The 26,532-nt window shown below is 40.3% G+C and carries 23 protein-coding genes; 11 read left to right on the top strand and 12 right to left on the bottom strand.

The features are described from left to right. The first annotated feature begins 149 nt into the window (after positions 1-149). The 3 genes from MMH89_RS00255 (at position 150) to MMH89_RS00245 (ending at position 2,689) form a co-directional block, all read left to right on the top strand. A complete protein-coding gene (locus MMH89_RS00255) occupies positions 150-1,049 on the top strand; it encodes a hypothetical protein (RefSeq protein WP_258568382.1) in 900 nt (299 codons plus the stop codon). Then, complete coding sequence (locus MMH89_RS00250) at positions 1,046-1,795, top strand: hypothetical protein (RefSeq protein ID WP_258568381.1); 750 nt, start codon at positions 1,046-1,048, stop codon at positions 1,793-1,795. Before MMH89_RS00255 ends, MMH89_RS00250 begins: the two co-directional genes overlap by 4 nt. 87 nt (positions 1,796-1,882) lie before the next feature. Further along, entirely contained in the window at positions 1,883-2,689 is an 807-nt protein-coding gene (locus MMH89_RS00245) for a hypothetical protein (protein WP_258568380.1), read from the top strand. 85 nt (positions 2,690-2,774) lie between these two features. Here the strand turns inward: MMH89_RS00245 and MMH89_RS00240 are convergent, their stop codons facing one another. From MMH89_RS00240 to MMH89_RS00230, 3 genes are all read right to left on the bottom strand, one after another. Continuing rightward, complete coding sequence (locus MMH89_RS00240) at positions 2,775-3,611, bottom strand: hypothetical protein (RefSeq protein ID WP_258568379.1); 837 nt, start codon at positions 3,609-3,611, stop codon at positions 2,775-2,777. 17 nt (positions 3,612-3,628) lie between these two features. Next, the gene (locus tag MMH89_RS00235) at positions 3,629-4,516 is read right to left on the bottom strand and encodes a hypothetical protein (RefSeq protein WP_258568378.1); all 888 of its coding nucleotides are present in this window, start codon (positions 4,514-4,516) and stop codon (positions 3,629-3,631) included. 131 nt (positions 4,517-4,647) lie between these two features. Continuing rightward, positions 4,648-5,583, bottom strand: a complete 936-nt coding sequence (locus MMH89_RS00230; RefSeq protein WP_258568377.1) for a hypothetical protein — start codon at positions 5,581-5,583, stop codon at positions 4,648-4,650. A 321-nt stretch (positions 5,584-5,904) separates the two neighbouring features. Between MMH89_RS00230 and MMH89_RS00225 the strand changes: the two genes are divergently transcribed. After that, a complete protein-coding gene (locus MMH89_RS00225; RefSeq protein ID WP_258568376.1) occupies positions 5,905-6,762 on the top strand; it encodes a 2OG-Fe(II) oxygenase family protein in 858 nt (285 codons plus the stop codon). Here MMH89_RS00225 and MMH89_RS00220 read toward each other — a convergent pair. Continuing rightward, positions 6,759-7,439 carry a hypothetical protein gene (locus MMH89_RS00220; protein ID WP_258568375.1) on the bottom strand — a complete coding sequence of 227 codons (681 nt, stop codon included), beginning with the start codon at positions 7,437-7,439 and terminating at the stop codon, positions 6,759-6,761. The genes MMH89_RS00225 and MMH89_RS00220 overlap by 4 nt on opposite strands. Before the next feature lie 214 nt (positions 7,440-7,653). On the opposite strand from MMH89_RS00220, the gene MMH89_RS00215 reads away from it, so the two are divergent. From MMH89_RS00215 to MMH89_RS00205, 3 genes are read left to right on the top strand one after another with little or no spacing between them, the layout of a single operon-like run. Further along, positions 7,654-8,937: an MFS transporter gene (locus tag MMH89_RS00215; RefSeq protein ID WP_258568374.1), complete on the top strand. Its 1,284-nt coding sequence runs from the start codon at positions 7,654-7,656 to the stop codon at positions 8,935-8,937. After that, positions 8,907-9,740 (top strand): ABC transporter permease subunit, encoded by an 834-nt coding sequence (locus tag MMH89_RS00210; RefSeq protein ID WP_258568373.1) that lies wholly within the window; start codon positions 8,907-8,909, stop codon positions 9,738-9,740. The genes MMH89_RS00215 and MMH89_RS00210 overlap by 31 nt, the downstream gene beginning before the upstream one ends. Then, on the top strand, positions 9,727-10,509 hold the full coding sequence (locus MMH89_RS00205) for a hypothetical protein (RefSeq protein ID WP_258568372.1): 783 nt from the start codon (positions 9,727-9,729) through the stop codon (positions 10,507-10,509). Before MMH89_RS00210 ends, MMH89_RS00205 begins: the two co-directional genes overlap by 14 nt. Before the next feature lie 13 nt (positions 10,510-10,522). On the opposite strand, the gene MMH89_RS00200 is transcribed toward MMH89_RS00205, so the two are convergent. Then, positions 10,523-10,864: a hypothetical protein gene (locus tag MMH89_RS00200; protein ID WP_258568371.1), complete on the bottom strand. Its 342-nt coding sequence runs from the start codon at positions 10,862-10,864 to the stop codon at positions 10,523-10,525. A gap of 214 nt (positions 10,865-11,078) precedes the next feature. On the opposite strand from MMH89_RS00200, the gene MMH89_RS00195 reads away from it, so the two are divergent. The 4 genes from MMH89_RS00195 to MMH89_RS00180 all read left to right on the top strand — a co-directional run bounded on the left by MMH89_RS00195 (position 11,079) and on the right by MMH89_RS00180 (position 16,828). Further along, the gene (locus MMH89_RS00195; protein ID WP_258568370.1) at positions 11,079-12,359 is read left to right on the top strand and encodes an ATP-binding cassette domain-containing protein; all 1,281 of its coding nucleotides are present in this window, start codon (positions 11,079-11,081) and stop codon (positions 12,357-12,359) included. Between the two features lie 41 nt (positions 12,360-12,400). Continuing rightward, positions 12,401-13,798 carry an ABC transporter substrate-binding protein gene (locus MMH89_RS00190; protein WP_258568369.1) on the top strand — a complete coding sequence of 466 codons (1,398 nt, stop codon included), beginning with the start codon at positions 12,401-12,403 and terminating at the stop codon, positions 13,796-13,798. Between the two features lie 152 nt (positions 13,799-13,950). Then, the gene (gene priA, locus MMH89_RS00185; protein WP_258568368.1) at positions 13,951-16,041 is read left to right on the top strand and encodes a replication restart helicase PriA; all 2,091 of its coding nucleotides are present in this window, start codon (positions 13,951-13,953) and stop codon (positions 16,039-16,041) included. Between the two features lie 40 nt (positions 16,042-16,081). Beyond that, entirely contained in the window at positions 16,082-16,828 is a 747-nt protein-coding gene (locus MMH89_RS00180) for a hypothetical protein (protein WP_258568367.1), read from the top strand. Here the strand turns inward: MMH89_RS00180 and MMH89_RS00175 are convergent. From MMH89_RS00175 to MMH89_RS00145, 7 genes are all read right to left on the bottom strand, one after another. Continuing rightward, a complete protein-coding gene (locus MMH89_RS00175; protein ID WP_258568366.1) occupies positions 16,810-17,865 on the bottom strand; it encodes a carbon-nitrogen hydrolase family protein in 1,056 nt (351 codons plus the stop codon). The genes MMH89_RS00180 and MMH89_RS00175 overlap by 19 nt on opposite strands. After that, positions 17,795-18,517 carry a YaaA family protein gene (locus MMH89_RS00170; protein ID WP_258568365.1) on the bottom strand — a complete coding sequence of 241 codons (723 nt, stop codon included), beginning with the start codon at positions 18,515-18,517 and terminating at the stop codon, positions 17,795-17,797. Before MMH89_RS00170 ends, MMH89_RS00175 begins: the two co-directional genes overlap by 71 nt. After that, positions 18,518-20,974 carry a DNA topoisomerase (ATP-hydrolyzing) subunit B gene (gene gyrB, locus MMH89_RS00165; RefSeq protein ID WP_258568364.1) on the bottom strand — a complete coding sequence of 819 codons (2,457 nt, stop codon included), beginning with the start codon at positions 20,972-20,974 and terminating at the stop codon, positions 18,518-18,520. 123 nt (positions 20,975-21,097) lie between these two features. Further along, positions 21,098-22,117 carry a DNA replication/repair protein RecF gene (recF, locus tag MMH89_RS00160; RefSeq protein WP_258568363.1) on the bottom strand — a complete coding sequence of 340 codons (1,020 nt, stop codon included), beginning with the start codon at positions 22,115-22,117 and terminating at the stop codon, positions 21,098-21,100. Next, positions 22,117-23,256, bottom strand: a complete 1,140-nt coding sequence (gene dnaN, locus MMH89_RS00155) for a DNA polymerase III subunit beta (protein WP_258568362.1) — start codon at positions 23,254-23,256, stop codon at positions 22,117-22,119. Before dnaN ends, recF begins: the two co-directional genes overlap by 1 nt. 8 nt (positions 23,257-23,264) lie before the next feature. Beyond that, on the bottom strand, positions 23,265-24,599 hold the full coding sequence (gene dnaA / locus MMH89_RS00150; RefSeq protein WP_258568361.1) for a chromosomal replication initiator protein DnaA: 1,335 nt from the start codon (positions 24,597-24,599) through the stop codon (positions 23,265-23,267). 180 nt (positions 24,600-24,779) lie between these two features. Further along, positions 24,780-26,528 (bottom strand): hypothetical protein, encoded by a 1,749-nt coding sequence (locus MMH89_RS00145; RefSeq protein WP_258568360.1) that lies wholly within the window; start codon positions 26,526-26,528, stop codon positions 24,780-24,782. Positions 26,529-26,532: the final 4 nt, after the last annotated feature.

Raw genomic sequence — 26,532 nt, 5'->3', positions numbered from 1 at the left:
CTTTTCTTACAAAGCCATATAAGACTAAAGCCTTTATTCTGCTGAATCTCTCTTAAAATAATTTAATTAAGTTTAATGCTGACGTAAATTACTAATGACTTAATTGTAGCAAAACGCTATAGTATCTTATAAGTGCAAGGAGCCTTAACATGACCATGGAAGCTAACCCGCTAAATACGAGTTGTCATCACAACAACTTCAATCATACTGCAATTCAGCAGGTCATGAGTCATTTACCTTATGTTGCCCTACTCTTTTTAACATTTAACAGCCATGCTTTTAGAGAGCCACCCCCAAAACCCAAACCAGAAGTCTTTTTAGGCGGTTTTGCTATGGGAAAATCCACCTTGGTTGAGTTAGATCAGTTCCCACGATTAAATACCAATACCGCTGGCTTACAAATTAACGTCAGCCCCATCAGTATCATTCGAATATCGTTAGGGGTAGGAGCATCGATTAATGACCTAAAGTACAATCAAAGTGCTGGTAACATAACCTACAAAGTTACAGCCCCTGCTACTACTAGCTGGGACACCAATGGTGACACCGCAGGCACTGGATCCGTAACCATAGACGGCAAGGACTTACTATCTACTACTACATATACAACGCAAACAGTCAATTCAGATTGTGATGGAAAGATTCTAGCCATTACACCCAGTGGAGGCAATACCAATAATAACCTACAACTAAAGGTGACGTCTAGTGACAAGCACCTCACAATCAAACATGCAACGTATGCGCATTGCGGCATTGATTTAGCCGTGATCAACAACCAATATGGCACTGCATCACTCGGGGTTCACTATGCATATGATGAAACAACAACTGAAGAAGGGTCCTGTGCAACAGAAAACATTTATCTACATAGAGGAATAGAAGCAACAGCTTCAGCACTTTTTAAAACATCAGGCGGTCTTGCTATAGAAGCAAGCATAGGCTACCCAATCCAGGGCACTGTAAAGAAAGAAAATACTGAACACGATATTCAATGGAGCATGAGCACCAAGCTCAGTGCTATGTACAACATCAACCATCAAAAGTTATGATTTATTGGAACAAACGCACCCTTCTAGGCATTATCTTCCTCACCAGCCTGTGCACGTTACCGCAGGCCAAGCGCTTTGACATCACTCACTTTAATGCTGGTGGATACCTTCGTAATGGGACTTTAATCACAAAACTCGATGCTTACCCTGACCTATATTTTCAAAATGCGGGGGTAGAGCTGCAATTCAAGGCATCCTCTAAATTCAAACTCAGAGGCCTGGTAGAGACAAATATAGGTGATAAAATTACTTATGGGCATAACTATGGCACCGCCAAAATTGAAACATCTACAAATAATACTGACCCAGCGCTGAATATTGTGAATAATACACCAACGAAACATATTGAGTGTGCTGATGGTTATGATATTGAAATCTCTAACGTAAACCCTGAACTAACTATCAACTTAAAAACAGATAGTCGAAAAATAGAGACCAAAGAAACCCTAAATTATGGTTTAGGGGTTGAATATAGTATCGCTCAACAAGACAATAATGAAGTCAGTCTCGGCGCTATGTACCGATTTAGTGAAACAGAGCTTATTGAAACCAGTTGTTCTACTCTCAAGACTTATGATGCACATCTATTGTTTTTATACTCTAGGGCCACCATAAGCAATACACCTTACGGCATAAAAGCTGCAGTTGAAGCTGGCGCATCAGTGCTAGGTTCACTCTCTAGAAAAGATACGGCTACTGTAAATATTGAGCAGGCATATTATGCACTTATTAGCATAATGTTCTAAATTTTAAAAAAAACTGAAATCTAGTAGTGACAACGCATTTTTTTAATGTTAATTTGGAAATAGGATTTTATACACATGGAGAGAGTGATGAAGACATTAAGATTAGGATTATTAGCATTAACTGCTGCAATGCCATTTGCAAATGCGGAGATAAGTGTTTTTGGAGGAATCACAAAATACGATTTAGGAAACTCAAGCAAGTCAGAAACTAAGAGCATTACAACTATCGTAGGAAACCACTCTAGAAACGCTAATGATTACCTTACATTCGGGGTATCAACTAATGTAGGAGAGAAATTTGCAGTAACAGCTTACGTAAATTCAGGATCAACGAATGACTACGTATTGTGTAAAGGAAAGGCAAACTTGTTGGTTGATACGCCTGTGAAAGGTGATACGAATATTACAAACTACACAGTAGGAACAAATGACGAGGTTTCATCAGGAGCAGCAGTAGCTGACCAAACGCTAAGTGTAGGCTATACAGCAGCTGCAGGCAGTGGAAATAAAATTAATGTCAAAGATGCCGGTGGTAATGCTGACATTACAATTACTTCTGCTTTTGCTGATAAAACTGAGGTAACTGATGGTCTAGGATACGGTGCTGAATTTACATACTATGCCTTGAATTCCGAAGAAGCTACGATGGGATTAGTTGTGGGTTATGCAAACAACCAAGACACGATAAAGGCAGACGGGGTAACCTATAAAGAAAATGGCGCTGGGGTTTATTTTGGATTATCATCAAGCGTAAGTTTATCAGACCATTACTCATTTAAGACTTCACTTACAAAAGTCTTTAATTATACTGCAGAGCCAGATGTTTCATCAAACGGAAATTCTTTAGATCAAGACGGTACCATTTTTTCAGCGGGTGTCAATTTCAAATTTTAATTACGAACATCTTTGAAAGAAGCAGCCATCTAGGCTGCTTTTTTTTATGCTGCTACCTCACCTCTATTGAAACCTAATAACTAGATCAAGCAACAGGCCCTGATTTGCCTACACTCATCTCAGAACTAAGATGATCAAATGAGATCAAGCCACTTAGCTGGTTGATGGTATGCTGAGCAATCCTCACGAGCTCATCTATTCGGTAAGGTTTAGAGGAATAGACAGGAACTGTTTGCTTACCCTCAAATAACGCCTTTAGGCCTTCTAATAAGAAAAGAACAGGTCCAAACAAGGATACATAAACATTTTTAATAGTTAGCTGTAAGAAAAACGGTATAGCAGAATAGTTATAAAACAACAGTGCCAACATATAGAGTGGACTAACTGCTAGTTGAACGCCACTTTTAATCAGTGTTAATGGGGATAAAAGCAACCACACATACTCTAACTGAAAGGATTGGTTTCTATTCATCGATGATGCGTATCTATCCACGACTCCCTCTAAAAAGTAAATACCTGTTAGTAACCTTGGAATAATTGTTACATATTCTACTTGAACAACAATTATCTCAGCAATATCTTCAAACCACAACCCAAGCATTCTGAAGTTTCCAGTTATAGGCATGTAAAACAAAGAAGCGATAACCATTATAGGGTAACGAAGTATCTTCAATAAATACGGGACAAATAAAACCTGCATCATAAAGAATGCAGCTATAAATGGTGCCCAACCACGCTTATGGATCAAGAACGGTAAAATATATGCAATATTAGAATACATTGCATATGCAGAAAAAGCATAATCACAGTAGAGTCTTTTTAAACTACTGTTTGTATATAAGCCCCATACATTTAAACGGCTCACCCTTTCATCACTTTTTCCGGGCAAGAGCCCGTAAAACATTTTTAATAAATCATTCATAGTATTTTACCTATCGCTTAAATTGCGAAGATTCTAGCTGTTGGCTCTGCACGATCTTCTAGATTACCAGCATCTTCTGCAGAAGGGGCATAAGGAGGTGGCCTATCAGCATACGGAGGTGGCCCAAAATCGTTATTATAAGATAATGGATGAATGTTAAAGAGCACTTGAAAAGGTCCACATACCACAGAGAACAATAAATGAAGCGTTTGAAGTAAAAACCTAGGAACTGCTCGGTGATTATAAAAGAGCAGAGCCAGTACATGTAATGGGGAAAGAACAATTTGTGGTAGCGCACTCAATAACAATACTGGAGACAACAGATACCACCATGAGCTCACTGTTTCATCATTTGAATCATTGATCATCTTAGTAGAAATACTTCCCTTAAGCTTGGATTCTATATAGGCAGCACCTATTAATAGCCTAGGGAGATAAGTCAGCGAGTCTACAAGCCCCCTCACAATATCTGCCAGCTCTTCAAACCAAAACCCGATCTGTCTAAAACTCATAGTCTTAGGAATGAAATATAAAGAGCCTATCAGCATAATTGGATATCGAATTGCTTTAAGTAGATAAAAAATCGGAACAACCAATAAACGAAATATCATGGCTAATAAACAATAAACTAAAAACAAACTAGTAGATCGAATTGATTCTCTCTTTACTGATCCAAAAAATAGACCATTAATGCTAGTATTCATGCTCATTGTCAGAGCAGCGTCTCTACTATTTCCGTATACCCTATTTAAGAAATCATTGCTGTAAAACCCCAACCAAAAAGCTAGCGCACTTCCATCTCCCGAAAGATCTAAATCTATTCCGACAAATCCATCAACACCATCACTAGCGAGGCCATTTCTATACAGAACCCTACAGTCAACAAACTTTCCCAACTCATTCATATTTATACCTTTTTATCACGGATAGTACCATATTTTTGAGAAAGGCACAACCACTGATGATTGACTAGCCTATAAGCTCAGCACTTAATCTTATTAACATGTTATATTACACAGCTTAGCTGCCCATACAGTTAAAATGGTAGAGTTGGAAATGTTGCCTGGTGATACGTAGGAAGGCCCAAAGGCAGCGAGTACGCAGGAGGTGGACCTATATTATCAGTCCCTATAGGTAAGATCTCAGCTACTGGATCTACTTGGCTATGAGGAAAAATTATTGAGTGTAAATTAGACAATACAACAAAAGGTCCACTCAAAACAGCACCCAACAAACTCATCTTTTGTACTAAAAATTCTGGAACAGCCCGGAAATTATAAAAAAGCAACGCTACAACCTCTAAAGGCATAACTAATAATTCAGGCAATACAGTCAAAATTAATAATGGTGAAAATATATGCCAAGCACTTACTCTCTCGTTTGGTATAAAACGATGAACCTTACTTTGAATACCCTTAAGTAGCTTTTTTTCTAAGTAACGAATGCCTGTTATCGCTCGTGGAAGGTACGTAGCCATATTAATAACCCCCTTCACAATGTCTGCTACCTCTTCAAACCAAAGCCCTAGCACTTTAAAATTTTTAGTTATTGGCATATAAAAGAGTGACCCTACTACCATAAATGGATAACGTATTGCTTTCAATGAATAAACTAATAGCCCAGCTGCATACCATACAATATTCATTCGAATACTTTTCATAAACTGCTTGAAACTATGCGTCATTAAGATAGATGGAGTGCTCATGCCAACCCAAGTTGCATCCAGCGACATTACTGACGCAGCATTCTCAACATTTCCATACACACTATCTAAGCTCTCATCAGAGTACAGACCAGTTATAAAACCTAACATCTGTGCCGGTGCCCCCGCGATCGTCTTTAACCGTGCTTCTATAATTAAAATTAATGGCGAATTTGTTACTATTATATACAAATTAGCACGCGCTCTTTGTGTAGATTCAGCATTTGAATACAAGGCTCCCCAAGGAATACTTTTCTTTACAAAACTCATTATTAAACTCTATTTATTTCTAATTATCATGAAAATATCAGCAATTCCACGTACTGTCAATAAAAAATAATGTATAGATAAAAGCAGTTAATAACGAAAATATAAATATATATCCTAAACGGTTTAAATGTTTATTGGCCTTTTCTCCCCCCCCCTCTTTTTTATGTTGGCCCATTATTTTTCTCCAATATATTTTGATGACATTATTTATATAAACTTTTTACTTCTATCATATTTTATTTGAATATATTAATTATCTATTGCACAAAAAATCAAATGCAGATACTATTTTTTTGACACTACTGAATATACAGGACGGAGATGAATAGTATTGATATCATTCATTTTGATGACCCCTTCGCAGGAAAAAAGCTAACTCATGCCCTTCATAACACAGGGTTTGCACTGATTAAAAATGCTCCAGTAGCATCCGAAGCAATTTCCCAAGCTTATCATGTTTGGGAACAATTCTATCAATCTAATAATAAACAAGCGTTCAAATGGAACCCCATTGTTGAAGACGGTTATATCTCAGAAGAACAGTCTGAAACAGCTAAAGGTAAAACACAAAAAGACCTCAAAGAGTTTTACCACGTGCTCAAGCACGGACGCTGCCCACTTGAAACACAAGCAGCATCCTATGCATTATTTGATCAACTGTTTTCATGTGGAAAAACATTACTTAGCTGGATACAAGACGCACTACCTAGCAACATCCAGTCTCAACTGTCTATGCCTCTTCCCAAAATGATTGAAAACTCACCCAACGTTGTTTTGCGCACGATCCATTATCCACCACTGACAGGCAATGAAGAAAGTGAAGCAATTCGTGCAGCCGCACATGAAGACATCAACCTCATTACTATTTTGCCTGCAGCAACAGCATCTGGATTACAAGTATTGAATAGAAACAACCAATGGATAAATGTTAACTTAGACCCTAGTCTTATCGTTGTAAATACTGGAGACATGCTGCAAGAGTGCACTGCTGGGTACCTCAAATCAACCACCCATAGGGTCATTAATCCATCTCAAACAGCAAACAAGGCACGACTATCTATGCCACTCTTTATCCACCCCAGAAATGAAGTGAGGCTATCTGATCGCTATACGACCCAGGCCTACAGAAAAGAACGGCTTCAAGAGAACGGGCTCATCCAAGCTAGCGAAAAAGCTTAACCAACAGGTCTCATTGGTCTTTCCCGATAGGTTTCATTAGCCAAACCCTTCAACACTTCACCCAGCTTTGTTTTTTTGAAAAATTCACAGTCTTGTGACATATATACACTTAGTAACATTTGCTCACCGTTCACCCTTCCAAAGAAACCATAAGCTTCCCGTATAGCAAACTTTCTATCAAATGCAGGAGCGCCTCCGGATAATTTATATTTACTCATGCTCACTGCACTCAAGTCTTTATAAAACTCATTTAGAGCATCCTTATCCATATCTTTTAAAGAATATCGGAGAGTCCAGAACACCTCTTCGTCCATTTGATCACAGGACAAATTACGGCCATGCTCATCACTTCCACTCTGTGTTGGAACATAAGTATTATGAAATAAATGGTAATTGCCACTTAAATTTAGCTGCATAAATGATATCTTAGAGCGGCTTTGGACATAAACATCATTACCATCTCTTCTAATGCTTGCTGCAGACATTGGCCCTACCTTCTCAGAATCTGAAACCTTCAGCTTTTCCTTCGGTTTTTCTAATAAAAAACCAGGCAAGATCCAGCGCTTGTTATAGACACAAACAATTGTGTAAATGAAAAAACTCAGCAATGAGGCAATTAAAACAAATATCCTGCCTAAAAAATTAGGTTTAGTGCCTGGTGGATTGTTTTCTTTCATATTGATCTCCCCTATTTTTTCTCTAGTATGCTCTATAACACTATTTATATAAACTTTTTACCTACTATCAGATTTAATTTTAGCCAATGCCCTTCAGGAACCAACATATAAACCCTTACCTATTCAACTATAAATACATGACAAATTGAATAAAAGCAAATAGACGCTTACTTCTGAAAATAATCTATGGCAAGATTAAATAAAGGAGAAATTCATGCGATCTAATACCCTAACCAAATTAACCTACGATTCAATAAAGCCTTGGGTAGTCTGCCTATCCGCTGGACTCTTTTTCTTCTATGACTTCATCCAGCTCAATGCGTTTAATGCACTCAACCCTCATGTGAGCGCTGCATTTGGCCTTAGTGCCATCCAAGTTGGCTACTTATCTTCTATATACCTAGTCGCCACAGTTTGCATGTTACCTTTCTCAGGTGCGTTACTCGATCGATTTTCCACCCGGAAGGTCATACTCAATGCAATGGGTATATGTATTTTCTCAACCTTACTATTTGCTATCTCACCCAATATATTAGTAGCAGCAATTGCACGATTTTTATGTGGTGCATCTACTGCCTTTTGCTTCTTAAGCTGTATTATGCTGGCAACCCGATGGTTCAAAACAACCTCTCTAGCTATGGTCACAGGTATTATTGTTACCATGGCCATGGTTGGCGGCATGATGTCACAATCCCCCCTTGCACTACTCATTGCTAAATATGGTTGGCGTAATGTGCTTATTCTTGATGGGCTTTTAGGAGTTGCCCTTCTATATGTGATGTATTGCAACATTGAAGACCAGCCTGAGAACTACCAGGCACCTGAAAAAAGCCAAGAATCCTTCCACACCAGTTACCGAAAAGCCATGCGCAACCCTCAAAACTTGATCTGTGGCACCTACACAGCACTGATGAACTTATTTGTGTTTATTTTTGGCGCCGTTTGGGGGATTAACTACCTCCAAACCGTGTACAAACTCCCTCTAACTACCGCTAGCAATATCGCAATGGTGCTCTTTTTAGGTGTCATTGTTGGCTCCCCACTCGCTGGAAAAATCTCTGACACCATCAAAAAAAGAAAAGAACCTATGGTCTATGGAGCCCTTTTATCCCTTGGCTTATCTTTGTTTTTGTTCTCCAGCACACTCTCTGTCCACCAACTTTACTTAATATTCTTTTTACTAGGACTCACCACCAGTACTCAAATTATTATTTACCCAACCATTTTTGAAAGCAACCCTCCGAGCTTAACCGGCACATGTGAAGCATTAGCCGCTGTAGTCATTATGTCAGCAGGTGCAATTTTCCAGCCATTCTTTGGCTTTTTAATGGAGCAACACGCGAGCACACACTTACATACAGCATACACAGCTGCTGACTATCAAGCTGCTTATTGGATCCTGCCAGCAACCCTATTTGTTAGCTTAATCTTGTCCTTAACAATAAAAGAAACAAACTGCAAACCTATATGGAAATCCCAAGATACCAAAGGCAGCTAAAAAACCTTATTATTATATGCTGTATCGTATTCACCCACCTTACTTTATATAACCAATTAGTTGGCGACTCAACTGACGCTACATTCACCATATTAAATTCTGAACCCACATCTAGCCTGAGGTTGTTTTGGGACACCATCACATTACAGCACCAATACAGTTATTTTAAAAGCACACCAATCGCACAGCTCATTGCTCAAGCACTTGGACAATCCCTCTCTCTTGTTTTTTTAATCTCATGCATCGTATATAGCCTCACTATAATATTGGGTACTTTATTATTTTTCAGGAACCTCCGTATACTTAATTACCTGATCTTGTGTATTGGCGCTATGCCCTCTACACTCTTGGTCTGTCTCTATATGTTTTTAATCCAAACACATCACAACAGCTGGCTCTCTATTCCCAGTAACCACCTGAGTCTTGTTGTGCTCATTTCCTTAAAATATAGCGCCAAATACATCCAAATATTTAAAACAATGCTACGTATAGAATATAAAAAAACATACATAAAATTTTTAACCGGTTTAGGCACTTCTCCTTATATCATTTTCATACGATTTGCAGCAAAAAATGCACTATTTATCCTCATCAAACAAAGCCCTGTCCGCTTTGTTAAAATGATGTTTTCTATTTTAATCTTTGAGTCCATACTCAACACCCAAGGGATGGGGAGCTTATTTATCCACGCACTACTCACTAAAGACACGCCTTTGTTTACATCTTGTGTACTCATTTACAGTATCTTATCCACCGTCAGCATAAGCCGTATTCAATACCACAACAACCATGCCATTCAGTAAACACTCAAAATTAATTTTATCAGCACTTATCTTCCTGTTATTAATGGTTACTTATCCTTATGAAGTAGCCATTAACCTAGACCAATGCAATCTTTATCCTTCTTTACAGGCACCTCTTGGAACCAACTATTTAGGCCAAAACATCTTGCTTTATGCCACTTATGCCATACTTCATGACTTAATGACTGCACTCTCACTGTGTCTGATTCAAATAATACTCGGTGGCATATTTGCCTGTGCTTTGATTTTACAAAAACCCTATATAAAAACTTTAGGCATTTTTGCTATCGAATCTTTACGGAGCCTGCCATTCATTATTTTAATTTTAATAGCCAGCCAAACCCATTATCCCTATTTACTCAGATTTTTATTTCATGCAGCAACTCAGTGGAGCAAGTTTTGTCTTACTGCATATATTATCCTAGAGAAGAAAAGTCTTTCTTACCCTGTTCAAGACGCCTTGAAGAGCCAATATCCAAAAGGCTACATCATCAAATACTACTTAATGCCTTATCTATATCCCTATGTTCAAGCAACCTTCCCTTATCAATTAATCCGTACCTTAGCGACATTCATTAGTATTGACTATCTGGGGTATGGTGCCAGCACACATATCCCATCAATTGGACTCTTACTTCAACAAACACGCTACCAAATGAATGGCCTGATTATCCTTACTTGTAGCACACTACTCTTAACAACCTTTTTCCTTGTCCGCAAAATTATGGTGCCCAAAAATAAAGCGGCGCTCTGTGGCGCCGCTTATTAACCTGTTTATGCTATTAGCCAAACAAACTTCTAGGCGCTAAATGGCCTACAGGACCTGCAAACTGTTGTGCAGGAGCTGCTGCTACCGGTTGATCTAGAGCAACAGCATTTTTAAGCGCCTGATATGTTGGCTGAGAAAGTCTTCCATTTAACTGTATTTCAGTTCTTGCTTGAATTAACTGAATGCCAAAATTATTACCCATACCATGGCCTCTTAAAAAATGTCCTTGCAAAATTTCTTGTACTGCGTCTGGGGCAAAAGCTTGCTGGCTTAACCTTTCATTTAAACGGTCACACTCGCTCGCGTCATACTCTATCTCCAGGGCAGCTTCAACCATGTCATCAAACATATTCATATTGTCTCTCTTTTATCTTAATCGTAGGCAAGGAATATCACAGAACCAATGTTGTTTCAGCATAAAAACAACGTACAACATCTAATTAATAACCCCTTAATTAAAGGAGGGTTAAGCTTAATCTTACGTTAACTTAATCATAGAAAAATGGGTGCTTTCTAGAACACTGGCTAATAACCAATAATGATGCTCTAAAATACAAAAAATCTAAACAATGAGCCAACCATCAGACAAGAATCAGTTGGCGAACATCTCAATACAGACTATAATACACCACCCATTATTCACCAATACAATGATTACACTGAGTGACTTTTCCCTAAGCACACAACAAAACCAATCAGGCAGCACATTAAATGGCCAGATACAACCTAGAGACATTGTATACATACACGGTCATTCACAATCTGGGAAAAGTACATTAGCCCATTATCTTGCTGACCCGCCCCAGCTGAAAAAACATAGTGGCACACTGAGCATCAGCGCGAAAATTACACTCTGCCCTCAAGACATACACAGTGCGTTCTGTCATTCTGTAAATATAGGAACCTATTTAAACACGTGCCTACCCAAGCTAGAAAACTTAACAAGTGACCTGAGTGCATTAAAACTGCCAAATTCAATTCTTCAACACTTCCCAAACCAGCTCAGCACCGGTCAGCTCAAAAGGCTAGCCGTTTTACTTAGCTTGTACGCACCCAGTGACGTAGTAATATTCGATGAAACCTTCTCATCACTAGATCCCTCGACCTTATCTCATACCTTACAGTGGGTTCTCCAAAGACAACAAACCAAAGCGCTCATCATTATCACACATACCCTACTACCCCATATAAAAGCCACCACAAGCTTCCACTTAAGTCCAGCTGCTCTTGCTCCGCAAGCTACACAAGCGCCCTCTATACCAAAAACACAAGAAATACTCTCTATTCAAAACCTAGAGGTAAACTACCCCGGTAAAAAAATAATACTGGATCATTTAAGACTCAACGTAGGCACCTGCTCCGCACTCACCGGACCCAGTGGCTGTGGTAAAACTTCAGTTATAAAGACAGTCCTAGACATAGTTCCTTATCAAGGGCAGATTATACGTCCTGCCAATAGCCACATACAATGGGTTTGCCAAGACAGTTATGCTGCTTTCTCTCCTTTTATTCCAATTAATCAAGCTATGGGGATGTCAGACATCTGTTCCGTAACACTTAAAAAACTGACCCGAACCATAGCCATTAATCCTTTTACCCACCAGCTTCCCACAGAACTGTCTGGTGGCTGCTTACAAGTTCTACAAATCATGCGTGCACTCGCAAGAAAACCCAATATTTTAATTTTAGACGAACCAACCAATGCGATGGATACTAACCTTCGTATGGCAACCATTAGCTTGCTCAAAGAGTGGATGCTACAAAAACAACTCAGCATTATACTTATTAGCCACGATACAGCAATGATCCATGAGCTGGCATTACAAACATTTACCCCATATATACGATAACAATGATTCAGTATCTTTATATCCTGCTATACTTAATCCCAATGATTACCTTGGGCAGCTCGGTGTGTCTCCCTGGTTTCAAGCCTAAATACAATCATGCCCAACAGGTTCAATATGTGAACAAACAGGCGTCCAAAAGCAATAGTATCAACATGGGTAGCAGCACCCATTACTATGATACCTTCAATCCCTATGCTAAGCCTGGAAAAATTGCACCAGGCGCAACCATTCTTTTATTTGAAACATTAATAACTCAAACAGCTGACGACATTACATGCTTTTACCCACAACTTGCCCAAACATTACACATCAAAAAGCAAACCCTATCGATGACACTCAACCCGCTTGCTAGGTTTTCAGATCAAACAAAAGTGACAACCGCTGATGTTGTCCACTCATACCATCTAGCTAAGCAGCACCCCTTATATGTTGAGGCTCTAAAAGATCTGTCTCTACATATAGAGTCAAACCGTTTGGTTTGGCATTATTCTAACCTCACCGCAACACTACTTGCTCTAGCTAAAATGCCCATTATCAAACACAGTGAAGCGCTCATTGGGTCAGGACCCTACTTCGTTAATAAGGCATCCTCTACGCAAATTCAATACCAAAAAAATGATCTCTTCTGGGCTGAAAACCTTTGGCTAAATATAGGAAGAAACAACTTTAAACACGTCAACTTTCATCTTAATGTTAAGCCCTTTCAAAACTTAAACGCCCTATCACAAGGGAAAATAGACTGGTTTTTAGAACATAATGCACACAGGTGGGATCAAATAATAACGAGCGCTAATATCCAAAAAACAACCTTGGCACAACCCTTAAGTGAATATACCCTATATTTACGTATCAACCCGCAATTAGATTATAAAACAAGACAGTTCATTGCACACTCAATTAACTTTGATAAAATCAACCAAGCACTGTGCCACGGGTTTTACACCGCAAAAAAGTACCAAGCTCCCACTCCTTTAGAAGCGATTACAAGACACAAACCAATTAAATTGCTGACCCAAGGCGCTCAGTGGACGCCTGCTGCACAAGCAATCTGCCATCAACTTGAAGCCTCAAACATCCCCTGCATACATGCACTCAAACACCCTATTGCATACCAACAAGCTGTAAAAACTGGAGCATATGACCTAATCATTGAACCCATGCTTATTACACCCTCCATGCAGTTGTCTGACTTATTTCCTCATTATCTTAACGAAACAAGTCCCCAGTCAACAGAGCAAAACGCACATGAACGTTTGGAACAGCTTATCCAGTCTTATCTCTGTATCCCAATGTGGACTAACAAGCAATTTCGCATTGTGCATAATAAAGCCATTCATCTAGATCATTTAAATCATTTAGAGCACATTGATTGGCAAGCCATGTGGAAAACAAGAGAGCTTACTAATTCCATTTCATCACACGATGAAGATTCTGTTTAGCACGAAGAATCAACTTGGCTCACAAAACTAACTTTAGAATAAGTAAGCTCTAGTTTGTTTGTAACCCATCAAGAAATATTGTCAGATTTTTTTTACTACAGTCTTGCATGCGCAAGTCCAATATGACAAGTTAAGTGCAAAACGAGCACCTAATGCCTTATTACCAGATAGCTTTCCCCAACTTCACTCAAGAACTTGTCTACTATAAAGTTCAAGCAAACACGTCCTGTTTAATCGGCTACCGTGTTGAAGTGCCTTTTGGAAAAAAGCAATGTATTGGTATCGTCATTCAAAAAACCACAGATTGCCCTCTAGATCCCACAAAAATAAAACCAGTTAAACAGGCACTAGATGAGTTTCCCATACTAAACACATATACTATAAAATTTCTTAAGCAAATTGCTAACTACTATCAACTGCCTATAAACACACTCGTTGGACTTGCGATCAATCAGGCAGTTAGAACTGCCCCTATTCAATTTAAAAAACAATGGCTCAAAGCGAACTCTGAAAAAAAACCTAAAACCAAAACACAAATTGAAATTTATAATGCCTGTTTAAATAGCGCCAACTACTGGGAACTTTATGCCCAATACACTGCAAAAACGCTTAACAAAATGATTGACGAAAATTACTTAAGTGCTGCTCAAGAATCGATTAAACAGACTACTCCCAATCTTATAGAACTCAGTAGCGAGCAAACAAAAGTTTTAGATAATATTAAATCCTCCTTTATAGGCACCCACTTAATTTGGGGGGTAACGGGCAGTGGCAAGACAGAAATTTATACCCACCTGATCCAACATGTGCTATCTCAAAAAAAACATGCACTCATTCTTGTCCCTGAAATTGCCCTCACCTCACAAACAGCCAACAAAATTGCACTACGAACCGGCGTTACACCCTTTGTGATTCATTCACAGCTCACACCCAAGCAACGTATTGCAAATACGATGCTCATACAAACAACACAACAACCCATGATCATTCTTGGGACACGCAGTGTACTTTTAACTAACCTAGTTAACCTAGGAATTATCATCATTGATGAAGAACATGATGACTCTTTTAGACACAATAGCCAACTATTCTTCTCCGCTAGAGACATGGCTGTTCTTAAGGCACACCAAGAAAAAATTCCTGTTATATTGGGCTCTGCAACCCCGAGCTTAGAAAGCATACATAATGCTACTTCAGGAAAGTATGATTTACACCACATCAACCACCGAATTCATACCACCTTACCCAACATTTATCTTATTCAGCATCAGAGTAAACAGTTATTTTCAGATCAAGCTTTAGAAAAAATAAACCATACATTAGATACAAAAAAAGATGTACTTATCTTTGTGAGTCGGCGTGGCTGGGCAAACGTTAGGCTTTGCCTCAGCTGTAATTGGAAAGCACGATGTAGCTCATGCCAAGCACTCTTGGTTGCGCATCAAGATGATCACTTACACTGTCACCGTTGTCGAACAAAAATACCGGCGCCTCTAGACTGTCCGCAATGCAAACAAAGTGAACTGGTTCAATTTGGGTATGGAACCCAACAAGTTGCCTCTGAGGCAGAAAAAATATGGCCTACCAACCCAGTCTATCGTTTTGATACCGACCAAACACCTAGCACCATCAACCAACAATTCAAACAACTTGAACAAACCACTGGCAACATCATTATTGGCACGCAAATGCTCACTAAAGGTCATGACTTTTCAAAAACACAAATGGTGGTATGTATTCAAGCAGACCAAGGCTTATATACCGACGACTTCCGTGCAGAAGAAAACTTACTGGCTGAGCTTACACAAGTTGCTGGTCGATGTGGTAGAAGACAGTTAACTGGAAACGTCTATATCCAAGCTAAAAACCCAAACCACCCTTTGTTCCAGGCCCTAACACAACCTAAAAATCAATATACACAGTCTCTTTTAGATATGAGAAAACAATACGGGCTTCCTCCTTATACTTTTTTAGCAGCTATTTTTATTCGTATCTCCGCCAAAGACATACCGCACATCAACCAACTTACCTTAAATGACTACCCAGGCTGCTCTGTACTAGGGCCCATCCCTTTTCCCTCTGGCAATAGAAATCATAAACTCTGTTATCAAATCACCTGTATCGCCGAGTCTAGACAAACAAGGGCTAACGCACTCCTGTCGTACCGGACTCTCTGTCAAGCACACGCAAAAAGCAACTGGGAGATCAGTTGGCAAATTGATTCTCACTTTGCACAATCGTAATAAATTACGCTATACTAAATCATCGAAACATTGAACGCTTATGAACAGACTGATTATTTTAGCGCTACTTGCTTGTCGTGGGCAAATAACCACTTACCAGTTCATTAAAAAGAACCTAAAAATTGATCCTTTGCCTCAAAAGCTACCCTATAACTATTTGGGCAAAAACCTCAAATTAATTAATGCATGGATCACATTACTCGCTAGTCCCTACATGCAACAGCGAATAGAAAAAATCAGACAAAAAGAAAGGAAGTACAAACCATTGCTCACCGACTTCATTGAAATTCTTTCTGTGAAATCAGTACAACCCGCCAAGTACCTCAGCATGCTTGATCGTATGTTTCTAATCATTTCAGGAACGATTATTCCAGACAACTACCTGCTGTTTACGATCCCCTCAATAGATCACCCCTATCGACATGTGATTGCATACCTAGCTAACCAAAAAAAACAAATGGGCATTGATACACTTAACCCAGTCATTGTGTGCTGTATTTCTGAGTTTTCTAGCGGATACAGCCGCTCTAAAAATGATAAAAAGCCCAATGAAGACACACTTAAATTTATCGCAGCGATGCTATCCAAGATCAATACCGAACCGAGGATTATTGATTGCTTATATGAAAGTTCAAGCAACCCTAGGCGCATTGATAAATTCATACAAGCATTTACCCCCTTTGAAAAACCACCTAGCAACCCTGAGTACTCGGAGAAACAATATTTACAGATATTAAATATTGTTGAATCGACACTTACTCTATTTGATCAAGAAGTTTTAACATAGTACATATCCACAACTGGATCTTTGCTAACCATACTTAATCCTGTCCTTAATTGTATATACCATAGCTGTTTCACAAAGTATGTCAGAAATGGTGTCTGATCAAATGCTGTTAAATTACTGACGACAACAACACCCTGAGTATCTCGTATCTCATCTAGATAATCATCAAATAATGCATCATAACAAATCAAGACTAAATAACGTGTCCCATCACTAATATACCGACTATCTCTTCCTGATGTATATCCCGACTCTACCCACGGTACTAAATGTCTTTTATCAACACGTCCCGTTAATGCCCCTAATCCAACAACACTCGAATAAAAATCTTTATCCTTCTGGTAAGTTATTGGACTCATTGCATCTCCCTGTGCTTCAACCAAAGATCCCTCAGGGTATACAGAAAAATCATAATTGTGGGTAGGAGACACATAAAGCTCAGTACGAAGCAACAACAAAGTTAATACTAAGCACCTTAAGTGAACATGAGACATACATGCGACCAATGCAAAGACAACCAACAAAGCAGCCTGAGGCCATGTGACCATGATTGAGCTAAATAACGGATCAACCAGTAATGGCGTTGTACGGTAGATCCCAATATTTAAAAACTGCCAGCCTCGTTCCGCCAAACACAAAAATACAAATATAGCTAGCACTCGCCACCAACCCTTGATTCGATGGCATAATTGATAGCTATAAAACCACAGCCACCATAGGGCTACCATACCCACTATCGATAAAATATAAATCCAAACTACTTTTGTAGGAAAAAAGCATGCCTTTAAAGCCTGATAAAAAACAGCTCCATATAAAAAAACATCGTAGAACACAGTCAGCATGGCATATACTAATGCATGCTTATAGCCCCTATGGAGCCTTTTAAAGAGGAGAAAGTGTCCAGGTAGCCACAATGCAGGCAAGCAGTGCATTAAGCCCATATGGAGCCACAAAACACCCCACAGATCACCCCTTCCTAAATATAACCTTGCTCTCTGTGCTATTAATCGCATCAAACTCATATCCATTTGACTCAAACGCTTCCAGCCCATCTGGTGAGTCAACTTGATTCTCAAGCATATATGCTAATATTTTCCCACGCATTCTTTTTGCATTAACAGCAACAACCACATACCTACCCTTTTTGTTCTTCTCGTAAAAAACGATATCAACCCAGTGCTTGCAGCGCTTACGATCAATAGATTTAGAGTAGGCTTCTGAGGCTAAATTAAAGACATTCTGATCTTCTACAGCTTGAGTCATTGACTCTTGCCAATATTTAACGAGTAGCTCAAAGCCTGAGAGCTTGGTAATCATTTCTAATCGATAAAACCCAATTGCATCCAAAGGTCTAAGCGGCCCATAAAAAGCTGATAAAATCCGCAAGTGATCCTGAGCATAAACAATCGCATGATCAGAGCAAGACTCGGGATCAAGATGTTTATAGACATCACCCGCATAAGTGTATATAGCTGGGGTTAATGCTGCCTGTCCTGATTTAAGTTCGAGGAAGCGCTGGTGGTTTTCCTGAGCCAGCTGCTCGCTAATACCCAAGCACTTCACCAACTCTGCTACTGTGTAACTCGATAACAGCTCCAACAAAGGCTGCATTTTTTCTAAATGATCCGGCTGGGTTAATGAAACCCTAGCCGTTTCAATTTGTTTTTTTGCGGGAGAAATGATAATCATTTACGCATCCACATTTTCTGCCATTAACGCATTTTTCTCAATGAACTCTTTTCTTGGCTCAACCACATCACCCATTAACATTGAGAACAAACGATCTGCTTCTATCGCATCTTCTATCGTTACTTGAACCAATGTTCTCACATCTGGATCCAATGTTGTTTCCCATAACTGTTCAGCATCCATTTCACCCAAACCTTTATAACGCTGTAGCGTGTAACCTTTACGTGCACAGTTCATCACATAAACCACCAAATCATCCACCCGTGAAACCGTATGGGTCGTTGCATCAATCACAATATCTACTTGCACATCCTGACCTTCAGATTGAGCAAAGATCGGCCCACAAACCTTGGATATCCCACCAATGGAAGCATATATTGATGAGCGAACAAATGCCATGTCAATAATAAACTGTGTTTTTTCTCCATTAGCTTGTATATAGTCTACCTCTATCATCCCCGATCGAACATGAGCCTCCGCCTTATTCTGCCCTTCAAAAAGACCTTCAGCCTGAGCATTATACAGTTTACAATAAGACTTCAACACACCCTCTGACTCAAAATCATCGATAGATAACTTTCTGCACTGCATCATCGCTAAAAATAACGCATAAGGTAACTGGGGATAACGTCGAGTTACCGCATCTTTTGCATGATGATAAGCAATCACAATTTCTTTTAAAGCCTGGCCTGTCGCAACCGTTTCTTTACCCACACCCAAGCTACCTTTTTGCATAACGTCGTTCAATAAAAAGTCATATAAAGCATCATCATCTTTCAAATAACAATCAGACTTTCCCTTTCGCAAACGATACAATGGCGGTTGAGCAATATAAATATGACCTCGTTCTAAAATCTCAGGCATTTGGCGATAAAAGAACGTCAGCAACAGGGTTCTAATATGCGCACCATCAACATCAGCATCGGTCATAATGATAACCTTATGATAACGAAGCTTGTCTGGGTCATACTCCTCTTTACCAACACCACAACCCAATGCCATAATTAACGTAGCAATCTGCTCTGATGAGAGTACCTTGTCATATCGTGCCTTTTCAACATTTAATATCTTACCGCGTAGTGGTAGAATTGCCTGAAAACGTCTATCACGCCCCTGCTTAGCAGAACCACCCGCAGAGTCCCCCTCTACAATACACACCTCAATCTTACTTGGATCTTTCTCCTGGCACGGTGAAAGTTTAGAAGATAGTTTAACATCCAACCCAATCTGGTCTGATTTTCTAGATAAGTCACGAGCCTTTCGTGCCGCATCTCTAGCACGTGCAGCTTCTTCAATCTTTTTGATAATGATATCAGCAATCTTTGGCTTTTCTTCTAAATAATGAAGCAAGTGATCACATACGCCCCCCTCTATCCCCTTCTTAACCTCAGAAGACACTAGCTTTGCCTTTGTTTGAGAAGAGAACTTAGGGTCCGCCATCTTAATAGACAACACTGCTGTTAACCCTTCCCGCACATCATCACCTTGGATCACCTGCTTGTTTTTCATTACATCAGATGCATACTTGTTGATGGTCCGTGTGAGTGACGTTTTTAATGCTGAAAGATGTGTTCCACCATCAGGCTGTGGGATATTGTTGGTATAGCAAAAAATATGTTCCTGATATGCAGAGGTCCACTGCATAGCCAGCTCAAACGATATGCCATCCTGCTCCCCAGAAACTGAAATAACATCTTCATGCAGCTCTGTTTTGCTCTCATTTAAAAATACAACAAACTCGCTAACCCCACCCTCATAGTGATAATCTTCAGAGAAGTAGTCATTGTGGTCTCTTGAATCAATAAAGTGAATGTGAATACCACGGTTGAGAAACGCAAGCTCTCTCAAGTTTTTAATAACCGTTTTTCTCGAATAGTTAATATGTGAGAATACTGAATCACTGGCTAAAAACTGAACCATTGTGCCCGTACCTTCATTCTCGGTGTCTGCTGGAACAATGACTGGCTCCCCCGGCTCTCCTCGCTCATACATTTGTGTATAACACTGACCGTCACGCTTAACCTCAAGCTTTAACCAATCTGATAACGCATTAACAACTGAAACCCCTACCCCGTGTAAACCACCAGACACCTTGTAAGCATTTTGATTAAACTTACCACCCGCATGCAACACCGTCATAATTAACTCAGCGGCAGGAACCCCCTCTTCTTCATGTACATCAATCGGAATCCCTCTACCATCATCAGATACCTTAACAGAGCCATCCTCACACAGCTCTACAACGATCTTGTCACAATACCCAACTAAAGCTTCATCAACGGAGTTATGAACCACCTCTGCAATCATATGATGAAGCCCAGACCCCTGTTCATCATCTGTATCGCCGATATACATCCCAGGGCGCGTCCTAACGGCCTCTAACCCCTTTAAAACCTTAATATGCCCAGAGTCATATGCCCCTGAATTGTCATCTTCTGGATTATTGTTTGTCGCCATACTGTATCTCTTTTTCAAATCTATTTATATTATAGCACTTTTTTGCTCAAAAAGCACCTAACTGGCCGAGATTCAACGCGCACCTAGCTACACCCTAACCACCCCTGTTTTTTCATATAAAAATCAATTACTTACAACCCCCTGATCCACGTGGAACATAGGGCCGGCAGCCAGGCGCTCTACATCCCCTTTGAGCACGCCCGTCACCAAGGACTGGGCACCCGTAGCCTGGACCATCCCCATCAACAGCCCTCTGTTATTATCATCGAGCTCAGCGGCAACATCATCCAGCATTATAACAGGCTTTTGCCCACCCTCTGACAGACACTCCCAGCTGGCCATTGCTAGCGCAGAGTAAATCAGCTTTTGCTGCCCTTGTGATAGCCTGCCGCCTCCCCCGCAAACGACAATATCATCTCTATGAGGCCCCTTTTGTGTTATTTTAGACACCTTGTCAGCCATGGCGGAATCTTTTAGCGCCTGGAGCAAGCCGCCCTCTTCAACGCTGGGCTGATAATGCGCATCAACCGGGAGATTGAACACTGAGGCCGTGCCGTGGAAGTGCGCGAACAGCGCGTTTAGACAAGCCCTTCTTGAGCTGATAATTTGATCCCCCAAGTCAGCCAGCAGTGGATCCCAGGGCGCAGTAGACAGCTGGGCCTTCAAGGCGCTATTCCGGCTTTTTAGCGCTTTGTTATAGCGCCCCCTCACGTCTGCGTATCCTGGTTTCACGTGGAACAAAACCCAGTCCACGTAAGAACGCCGGACTGATGGGCTTGAAAAGAACAGCCGATGGCTATCTGAGTCCATGAAAATAGCTGGGACCTTGCTGGCTACTGAAAGCATTGTAGCAGATGAACCATTGACCAGCGCCCTACCGCTGCCAGCTTGCCTCTGGCATGCGACCTCAACCCTATTTGTTAAGGCTGCACGTATACAAAAATAAGACTTTCCCTGCTGAATTAAAGTATCTGTTTTACTTGTTCGAAAGGATTTTCCTCTAGCCAAACAATGGGCGGCTTCTATTATGCTAGACTTTCCGCTCCCATTGTTGCCATAAAAAAGATTAACGCCAGGACTTAAATCTATTGAAAGATCGTCGATTATCCTGAAGTTATGTATATGCAGTGACGCAAGCGCCATTATAGCGTTAGCGGCATAATCACGTAAGCAACCGCATCACTCCCTGGTTGCTCTAGCAACACGCCCTGCATTTTTTCACTAAACTGGAATACAACTTCATCGGTCTCTACCGCGCTCAAGACATCAAGTACGTAGCCAATATTAAAAGCCACTTCGCGGTCTGAGCCTTCATAGCCAATCGGCAGCTGAGACACAGCCTCTTCTTGATCAAAGTTTCGTCCAACAATTTTTAACTGGCCTTGTGAGAAATAAAACTTAGCGCCCTTAAACTTTTCATTAGCCAAAATAGCTACACGACCCAGCGCTAGCTTGAGCGCTTGGACTTCTACTGTTGCTGCAGCAGAAACATCTTTAGGAACTAACTTTGTGTAATTTGGGTATTTACCCTCAATCAGGTTAGAACGCATGATGAAATGACCCGCTCTAATTTCTATAGCATGTTGTGCTAGACTAATATGGACAGCCGCATCTGTTGCGCGTAACAGTCGTGTAAGCTCAATCACAGTTTTTCTTGGGATGATTGACTGACTTGTTCCTTGCACCGAAGAGCCGAGTAGGGCGGCATTAGCCCATGACAAGCGATGCCCATCTGTAGCAACACAGTTGACTTTTTTATCTAAGCACTCAAACAATAAGCCATTCAAGAAAAAGCGAGCATCCTGGTAAGCCATTGAAAAACATGACTTTTCTATAGATAGCTTTAACACATCTTCTGGTATTTCTATCTGGTGCAACACCTCTAATCGAGGCAATAATGGAAACGACTGACTGGGCAGACTAGACAGTTTAAAGTTTGCATCCTTTGCGCGCACCTCAACCCATTGATCCTTAAGAACAAACTCGATCACTGAGCTTTCTGGAAGCAACTTACAGATATCCATCAGCTTACGGCAGGGTAGGGCGAGTGAAAACGCATCCTTAGATTCTGCAAACAGTCGAGCACTGGTTTCCACCTCAACTTCTGAGTTAGATGCCATTATGGTCACATGGTTTCCTTGGCCACTAAGCTTGACATAGGACAAGATCTGCATGACTTGGGACGGCTCAACAACACCGGATACGTTTTTAAGTGAGGCTAATAAACTATCTCTAGCTATTGAAAAAAGGCACTTTGCCTCTGTGATTGTTTTTTCTGTCATTGTATACCCTACTGATTTAATATTCGTAAAAGATTATCACAATCTGCTTTTAAAACCACATCCTCTTTTAAAATATTATCGATGTGTTTGCACGCATGCAAAACAGTTGTATGATCTCTATTGCCAAAATCCCGCCCTATCTGGCTCACACTGATGCCAGAGAGCTTTTTAGCCAGAAACATACCCAGCTGCCTAGGCCTTGCAATTGATCGCTTCCTGGAGCTTCCTGTGAGGTCGTTAATGGTTAGCTTAAAATAATGAGACAACGCCTTTTGCACCTCATACACGCTTACTGTTTGATCCCTAACATCAATCATATCTTTTAAAGACTCTCTAGCTAGAGCCATAGTAATGGGCGCTGATAAGAAAGAAGCATTAGCAATTAAACGTTTTAAAGCGCCCTCAAGTTCCCGAACATTAGACTGAATCCTATCAGCTATGAAAAATGCAACTTCCTCAGGAAGCAGGATATCAGACGCACGCGCCTTACTCAATAAAATAGCAACCCGCGTTTCTAACTCTGGAGGATCAATCCCAACAGTCAGACCACAACTAAACCTTGATTTCAAACGATCTTCCAACCCTTCTAAATCGCGAGGAAAACGATCACAAGTTGCTACTATTTGCTGACCTGAATCTAGCAAGCTATTGATGGTGTGAAACAGCTCTTCTTGAGAGCGAACCTTCTTAACAAAAAACTGTATATCATCGAGCAATAATACACTCTGACGGTAACGCTCTTTAAACCGCTCCATCTCATTTTTCTGCAAAGAACGAATCATTTCAGATACAAACTGCTCTGAGTGTACATAGGCTACCTTCTGCCCAGGAAACTTCTGTTGGATCAAATGACCTACAGCTTGCATTAAATGCGTCTTTCCTCGGCCCACATCACCATAAATCACAAATGGGTTGAATACCTTTCCAGGACTATCTGCTACTTGCATAGCTGCCGCCTTACCCAACTCATTACAACGTCCCACCCAAGTCTCAAACGTACAATTCGGGTTCAAACTATTTAACACCGGATCTGGAGCAGGGGAGGTCTCTTCTTCCACTGTATTGGATGACTGCGCCACCACCTGATCTTGCGCTTCTTCTAACACCAACCTTAATGACAGGCTTCTAAACTCCGGTCTTTTAGCGCCAATCTCTTTTTTTAAAACCCCAATATACTCACTATAAAAGGCTTCTTTTAAATAGCGATTCGGGAAGATTAACTCAAGGCAATTTTCGTCCTCATAGCACGCTTGGATTGGCGCTATATCACGCTCAAAAACATTCTGATCTAACCGATCCTTAAAAAATGTTCTAGAAAACTGCCAAAGCTGTTCGCATACCATGAATTACTCGATACGTTAATGGATAAATAATCCCATTCTACCACTCAGATCGTAATTTTCCAGAACCAAACACAAAGAATCATCATTACAACTAATTTACAGACACTTAAACAAAAGCACCCCCAGCAAAGCTACAAGCCATTGATTTAACATAACCTTAAGTTTTTAAAAAACACGTTGTTATAATCTAATTTTAAGCGATTCTACATGCTCACAGCCCTGGGCCAACAACCCCTTATTATAATGCGTAGCTACTTCCAAAAAATCCTCATGGCCTGCCGCATATTCACCCAAAGACTTAGCCCACTTTATGCCCACACCCAACCAACTAGGGTGCTTGACTGATAGCGCAATTAACACCTCTGGGAATGAGACCTCTTTATAAATAGTTGTAAACCAATACGCAACATCCTCTACCTTTAGCTCATTAAAATGACTTGTAATACTTAAGTTTAAAACATACTGCTGCATATGTAGCAGACTGAAAGCACTCAATGCATCCTTCCGAACCATAGCTGACAACAAATCTAGCTTCAGAAAATTCCATGATAATTTTGACATATAATCAACTTTATTAAACGTCATCATCCAGTTAATCATATTAAATACAGCGCCCTTAGATAAAAACAGCACGTTTTCATAAACCTCAGATGTCCACTTTTCTACTGTAGAAAAAGCCAACGCTATACACGTCTCAAGTTGCTCATAACCCAAAGGCTTTTCTCCAGCAACACCAAAGAGCTGACGCAATGTTGGCGTGCAATGGTGAATCACATATAAAAATCGATCAACACTTAACCTATCAGCGCACTTAGAAACAGCACCTAATGCACAACGCCCCTTGATTGACAGCAAGACAAATAACAACCGCTCGTCTGTTAAAAGCTCACCTAACATTTGCCCATTCGAAAACACCCCACAACCATATATTTGTTCAAGAATCTTGGGACAGTTAACCTCTTTTGCTAATAACAATAAATTTAAAACCCACATCCTGTGCGCCTCTTCGTCCAGTAAACGAAAGTCACTCATCTCAAGATAGAAAAACCCCTGATCAACCAATGTCGGCGTCAAGCACATTAACGCCTCTGTGTGCAAAACAGCCGTTACCTGTTGCAAAAAACAGACATAGCTATCTTTTAAAAGCGCCTTAATCTGCAACCCTGTATGCTCACGCAGAGGACCCTGCAAGACCATTTGTAACACAGGCTTATAGGGTGAATTTGACAATAAGGCAAGCTTGGAAATCGTCACTAATAACTTGTATCGATCACGTTTCTGGAAAAACTCAAACCCCAGATTCTTAATCTGTAACAGAAGCAACGGAGCTAAGCAATCATCCAGGGCGTCCGCATCAATACGCTCCTGATCTAGTGTAATACATAGCTCTAAAATATTACCTTCACTAACCAGTAAATCTTCACATCTATAAAAAGAAAACTTTTTGAGCCAGCCAAGCGCGTGAGAGCGCCTGTATTTACCTAACTCAGCATGCGCAACCTCAAATAAACCGCGAACCAAGTGTGGCTCCATGCCCTCAATATGACCGCCAACTACGTCTTTTAATAATAAAAACCAATACCTCTGCGATGAGTCAATGCTCACGACTGTAAATACCTTGCCAATAAGATTAAACGCTTTTCTTTTCTCCAAATCCTTCCAATCATTACATATGACAGCAGCAATATAGACCTGCTGCAAAAACCCAATCTCTGCTTTCCCTGTGGGCTTCTTTATATAACAGGTTAACGCATAACTGACTAGCTGATAAAAATGTTCTAGCTCTAAATGGGTGAGCAATGACTGGCTTATCTCTCCGGCTATATGCTTGAATGTAGATGCCCCCATAGAGAAATCGTCCAATTCCTCTTCCAGATGTTCCCAAAAGTCATCTCCGGTCCGCTTCTTGCGTATTAAGTCGCCATCCATGAAC

It is taken from the genome of Candidatus Comchoanobacter bicostacola (assembly GCF_024172705.1).
In the GTDB taxonomy this organism is placed as follows: Bacteria; Pseudomonadota; Gammaproteobacteria; order Comchoanobacterales; family Comchoanobacteraceae; genus Comchoanobacter; species Comchoanobacter bicostacola.
This window is presented reverse-complemented; position numbering and strand designations above follow the sequence as displayed.

Excerpts from the sequence above, each read along its gene's own strand:
- MMH89_RS00255 (WP_258568382.1), top strand. The coding sequence starts at position 150 with ATGACCATGGAAGCTAACCCGCTAAATACGAGTTGTCATCACAACAAC.
- MMH89_RS00250 (WP_258568381.1), top strand. The coding sequence starts at position 1,046 with ATGATTTATTGGAACAAACGCACCCTTCTAGGCATTATCTTCCTCACC.
- MMH89_RS00245 (WP_258568380.1), top strand. The coding sequence starts at position 1,883 with ATGAAGACATTAAGATTAGGATTATTAGCATTAACTGCTGCAATGCCA.
- MMH89_RS00240 (WP_258568379.1), bottom strand. The coding sequence starts at position 3,611 with ATGAATGATTTATTAAAAATGTTTTACGGGCTCTTGCCCGGAAAAAGT.
- MMH89_RS00235 (WP_258568378.1), bottom strand. The coding sequence starts at position 4,516 with ATGAATGAGTTGGGAAAGTTTGTTGACTGTAGGGTTCTGTATAGAAAT.
- MMH89_RS00230 (WP_258568377.1), bottom strand. The coding sequence starts at position 5,583 with ATGAGTTTTGTAAAGAAAAGTATTCCTTGGGGAGCCTTGTATTCAAAT.
- MMH89_RS00225 (WP_258568376.1), top strand. The coding sequence starts at position 5,905 with ATGAATAGTATTGATATCATTCATTTTGATGACCCCTTCGCAGGAAAA.
- MMH89_RS00220 (WP_258568375.1), bottom strand. The coding sequence starts at position 7,439 with ATGAAAGAAAACAATCCACCAGGCACTAAACCTAATTTTTTAGGCAGG.
- MMH89_RS00215 (WP_258568374.1), top strand. The coding sequence starts at position 7,654 with ATGCGATCTAATACCCTAACCAAATTAACCTACGATTCAATAAAGCCT.
- MMH89_RS00210 (WP_258568373.1), top strand. The coding sequence starts at position 8,907 with ATGGAAATCCCAAGATACCAAAGGCAGCTAAAAAACCTTATTATTATA.
- MMH89_RS00205 (WP_258568372.1), top strand. The coding sequence starts at position 9,727 with ATGCCATTCAGTAAACACTCAAAATTAATTTTATCAGCACTTATCTTC.
- MMH89_RS00200 (WP_258568371.1), bottom strand. The coding sequence starts at position 10,864 with ATGAATATGTTTGATGACATGGTTGAAGCTGCCCTGGAGATAGAGTAT.
- MMH89_RS00195 (WP_258568370.1), top strand. The coding sequence starts at position 11,079 with ATGAGCCAACCATCAGACAAGAATCAGTTGGCGAACATCTCAATACAG.
- MMH89_RS00190 (WP_258568369.1), top strand. The coding sequence starts at position 12,401 with ATGATTACCTTGGGCAGCTCGGTGTGTCTCCCTGGTTTCAAGCCTAAA.
- priA (WP_258568368.1), top strand. The coding sequence starts at position 13,951 with ATGCCTTATTACCAGATAGCTTTCCCCAACTTCACTCAAGAACTTGTC.
- MMH89_RS00180 (WP_258568367.1), top strand. The coding sequence starts at position 16,082 with ATGAACAGACTGATTATTTTAGCGCTACTTGCTTGTCGTGGGCAAATA.
- MMH89_RS00170 (WP_258568365.1), bottom strand. The coding sequence starts at position 18,517 with ATGATTATCATTTCTCCCGCAAAAAAACAAATTGAAACGGCTAGGGTT.
- gyrB (WP_258568364.1), bottom strand. The coding sequence starts at position 20,974 with ATGGCGACAAACAATAATCCAGAAGATGACAATTCAGGGGCATATGAC.
- recF (WP_258568363.1), bottom strand. The coding sequence starts at position 22,117 with ATGGCGCTTGCGTCACTGCATATACATAACTTCAGGATAATCGACGAT.
- dnaN (WP_258568362.1), bottom strand. The coding sequence starts at position 23,256 with ATGACAGAAAAAACAATCACAGAGGCAAAGTGCCTTTTTTCAATAGCT.
- dnaA (WP_258568361.1), bottom strand. The coding sequence starts at position 24,599 with ATGGTATGCGAACAGCTTTGGCAGTTTTCTAGAACATTTTTTAAGGAT.
- MMH89_RS00145 (WP_258568360.1), bottom strand. The coding sequence starts at position 26,528 with ATGGATGGCGACTTAATACGCAAGAAGCGGACCGGAGATGACTTTTGG.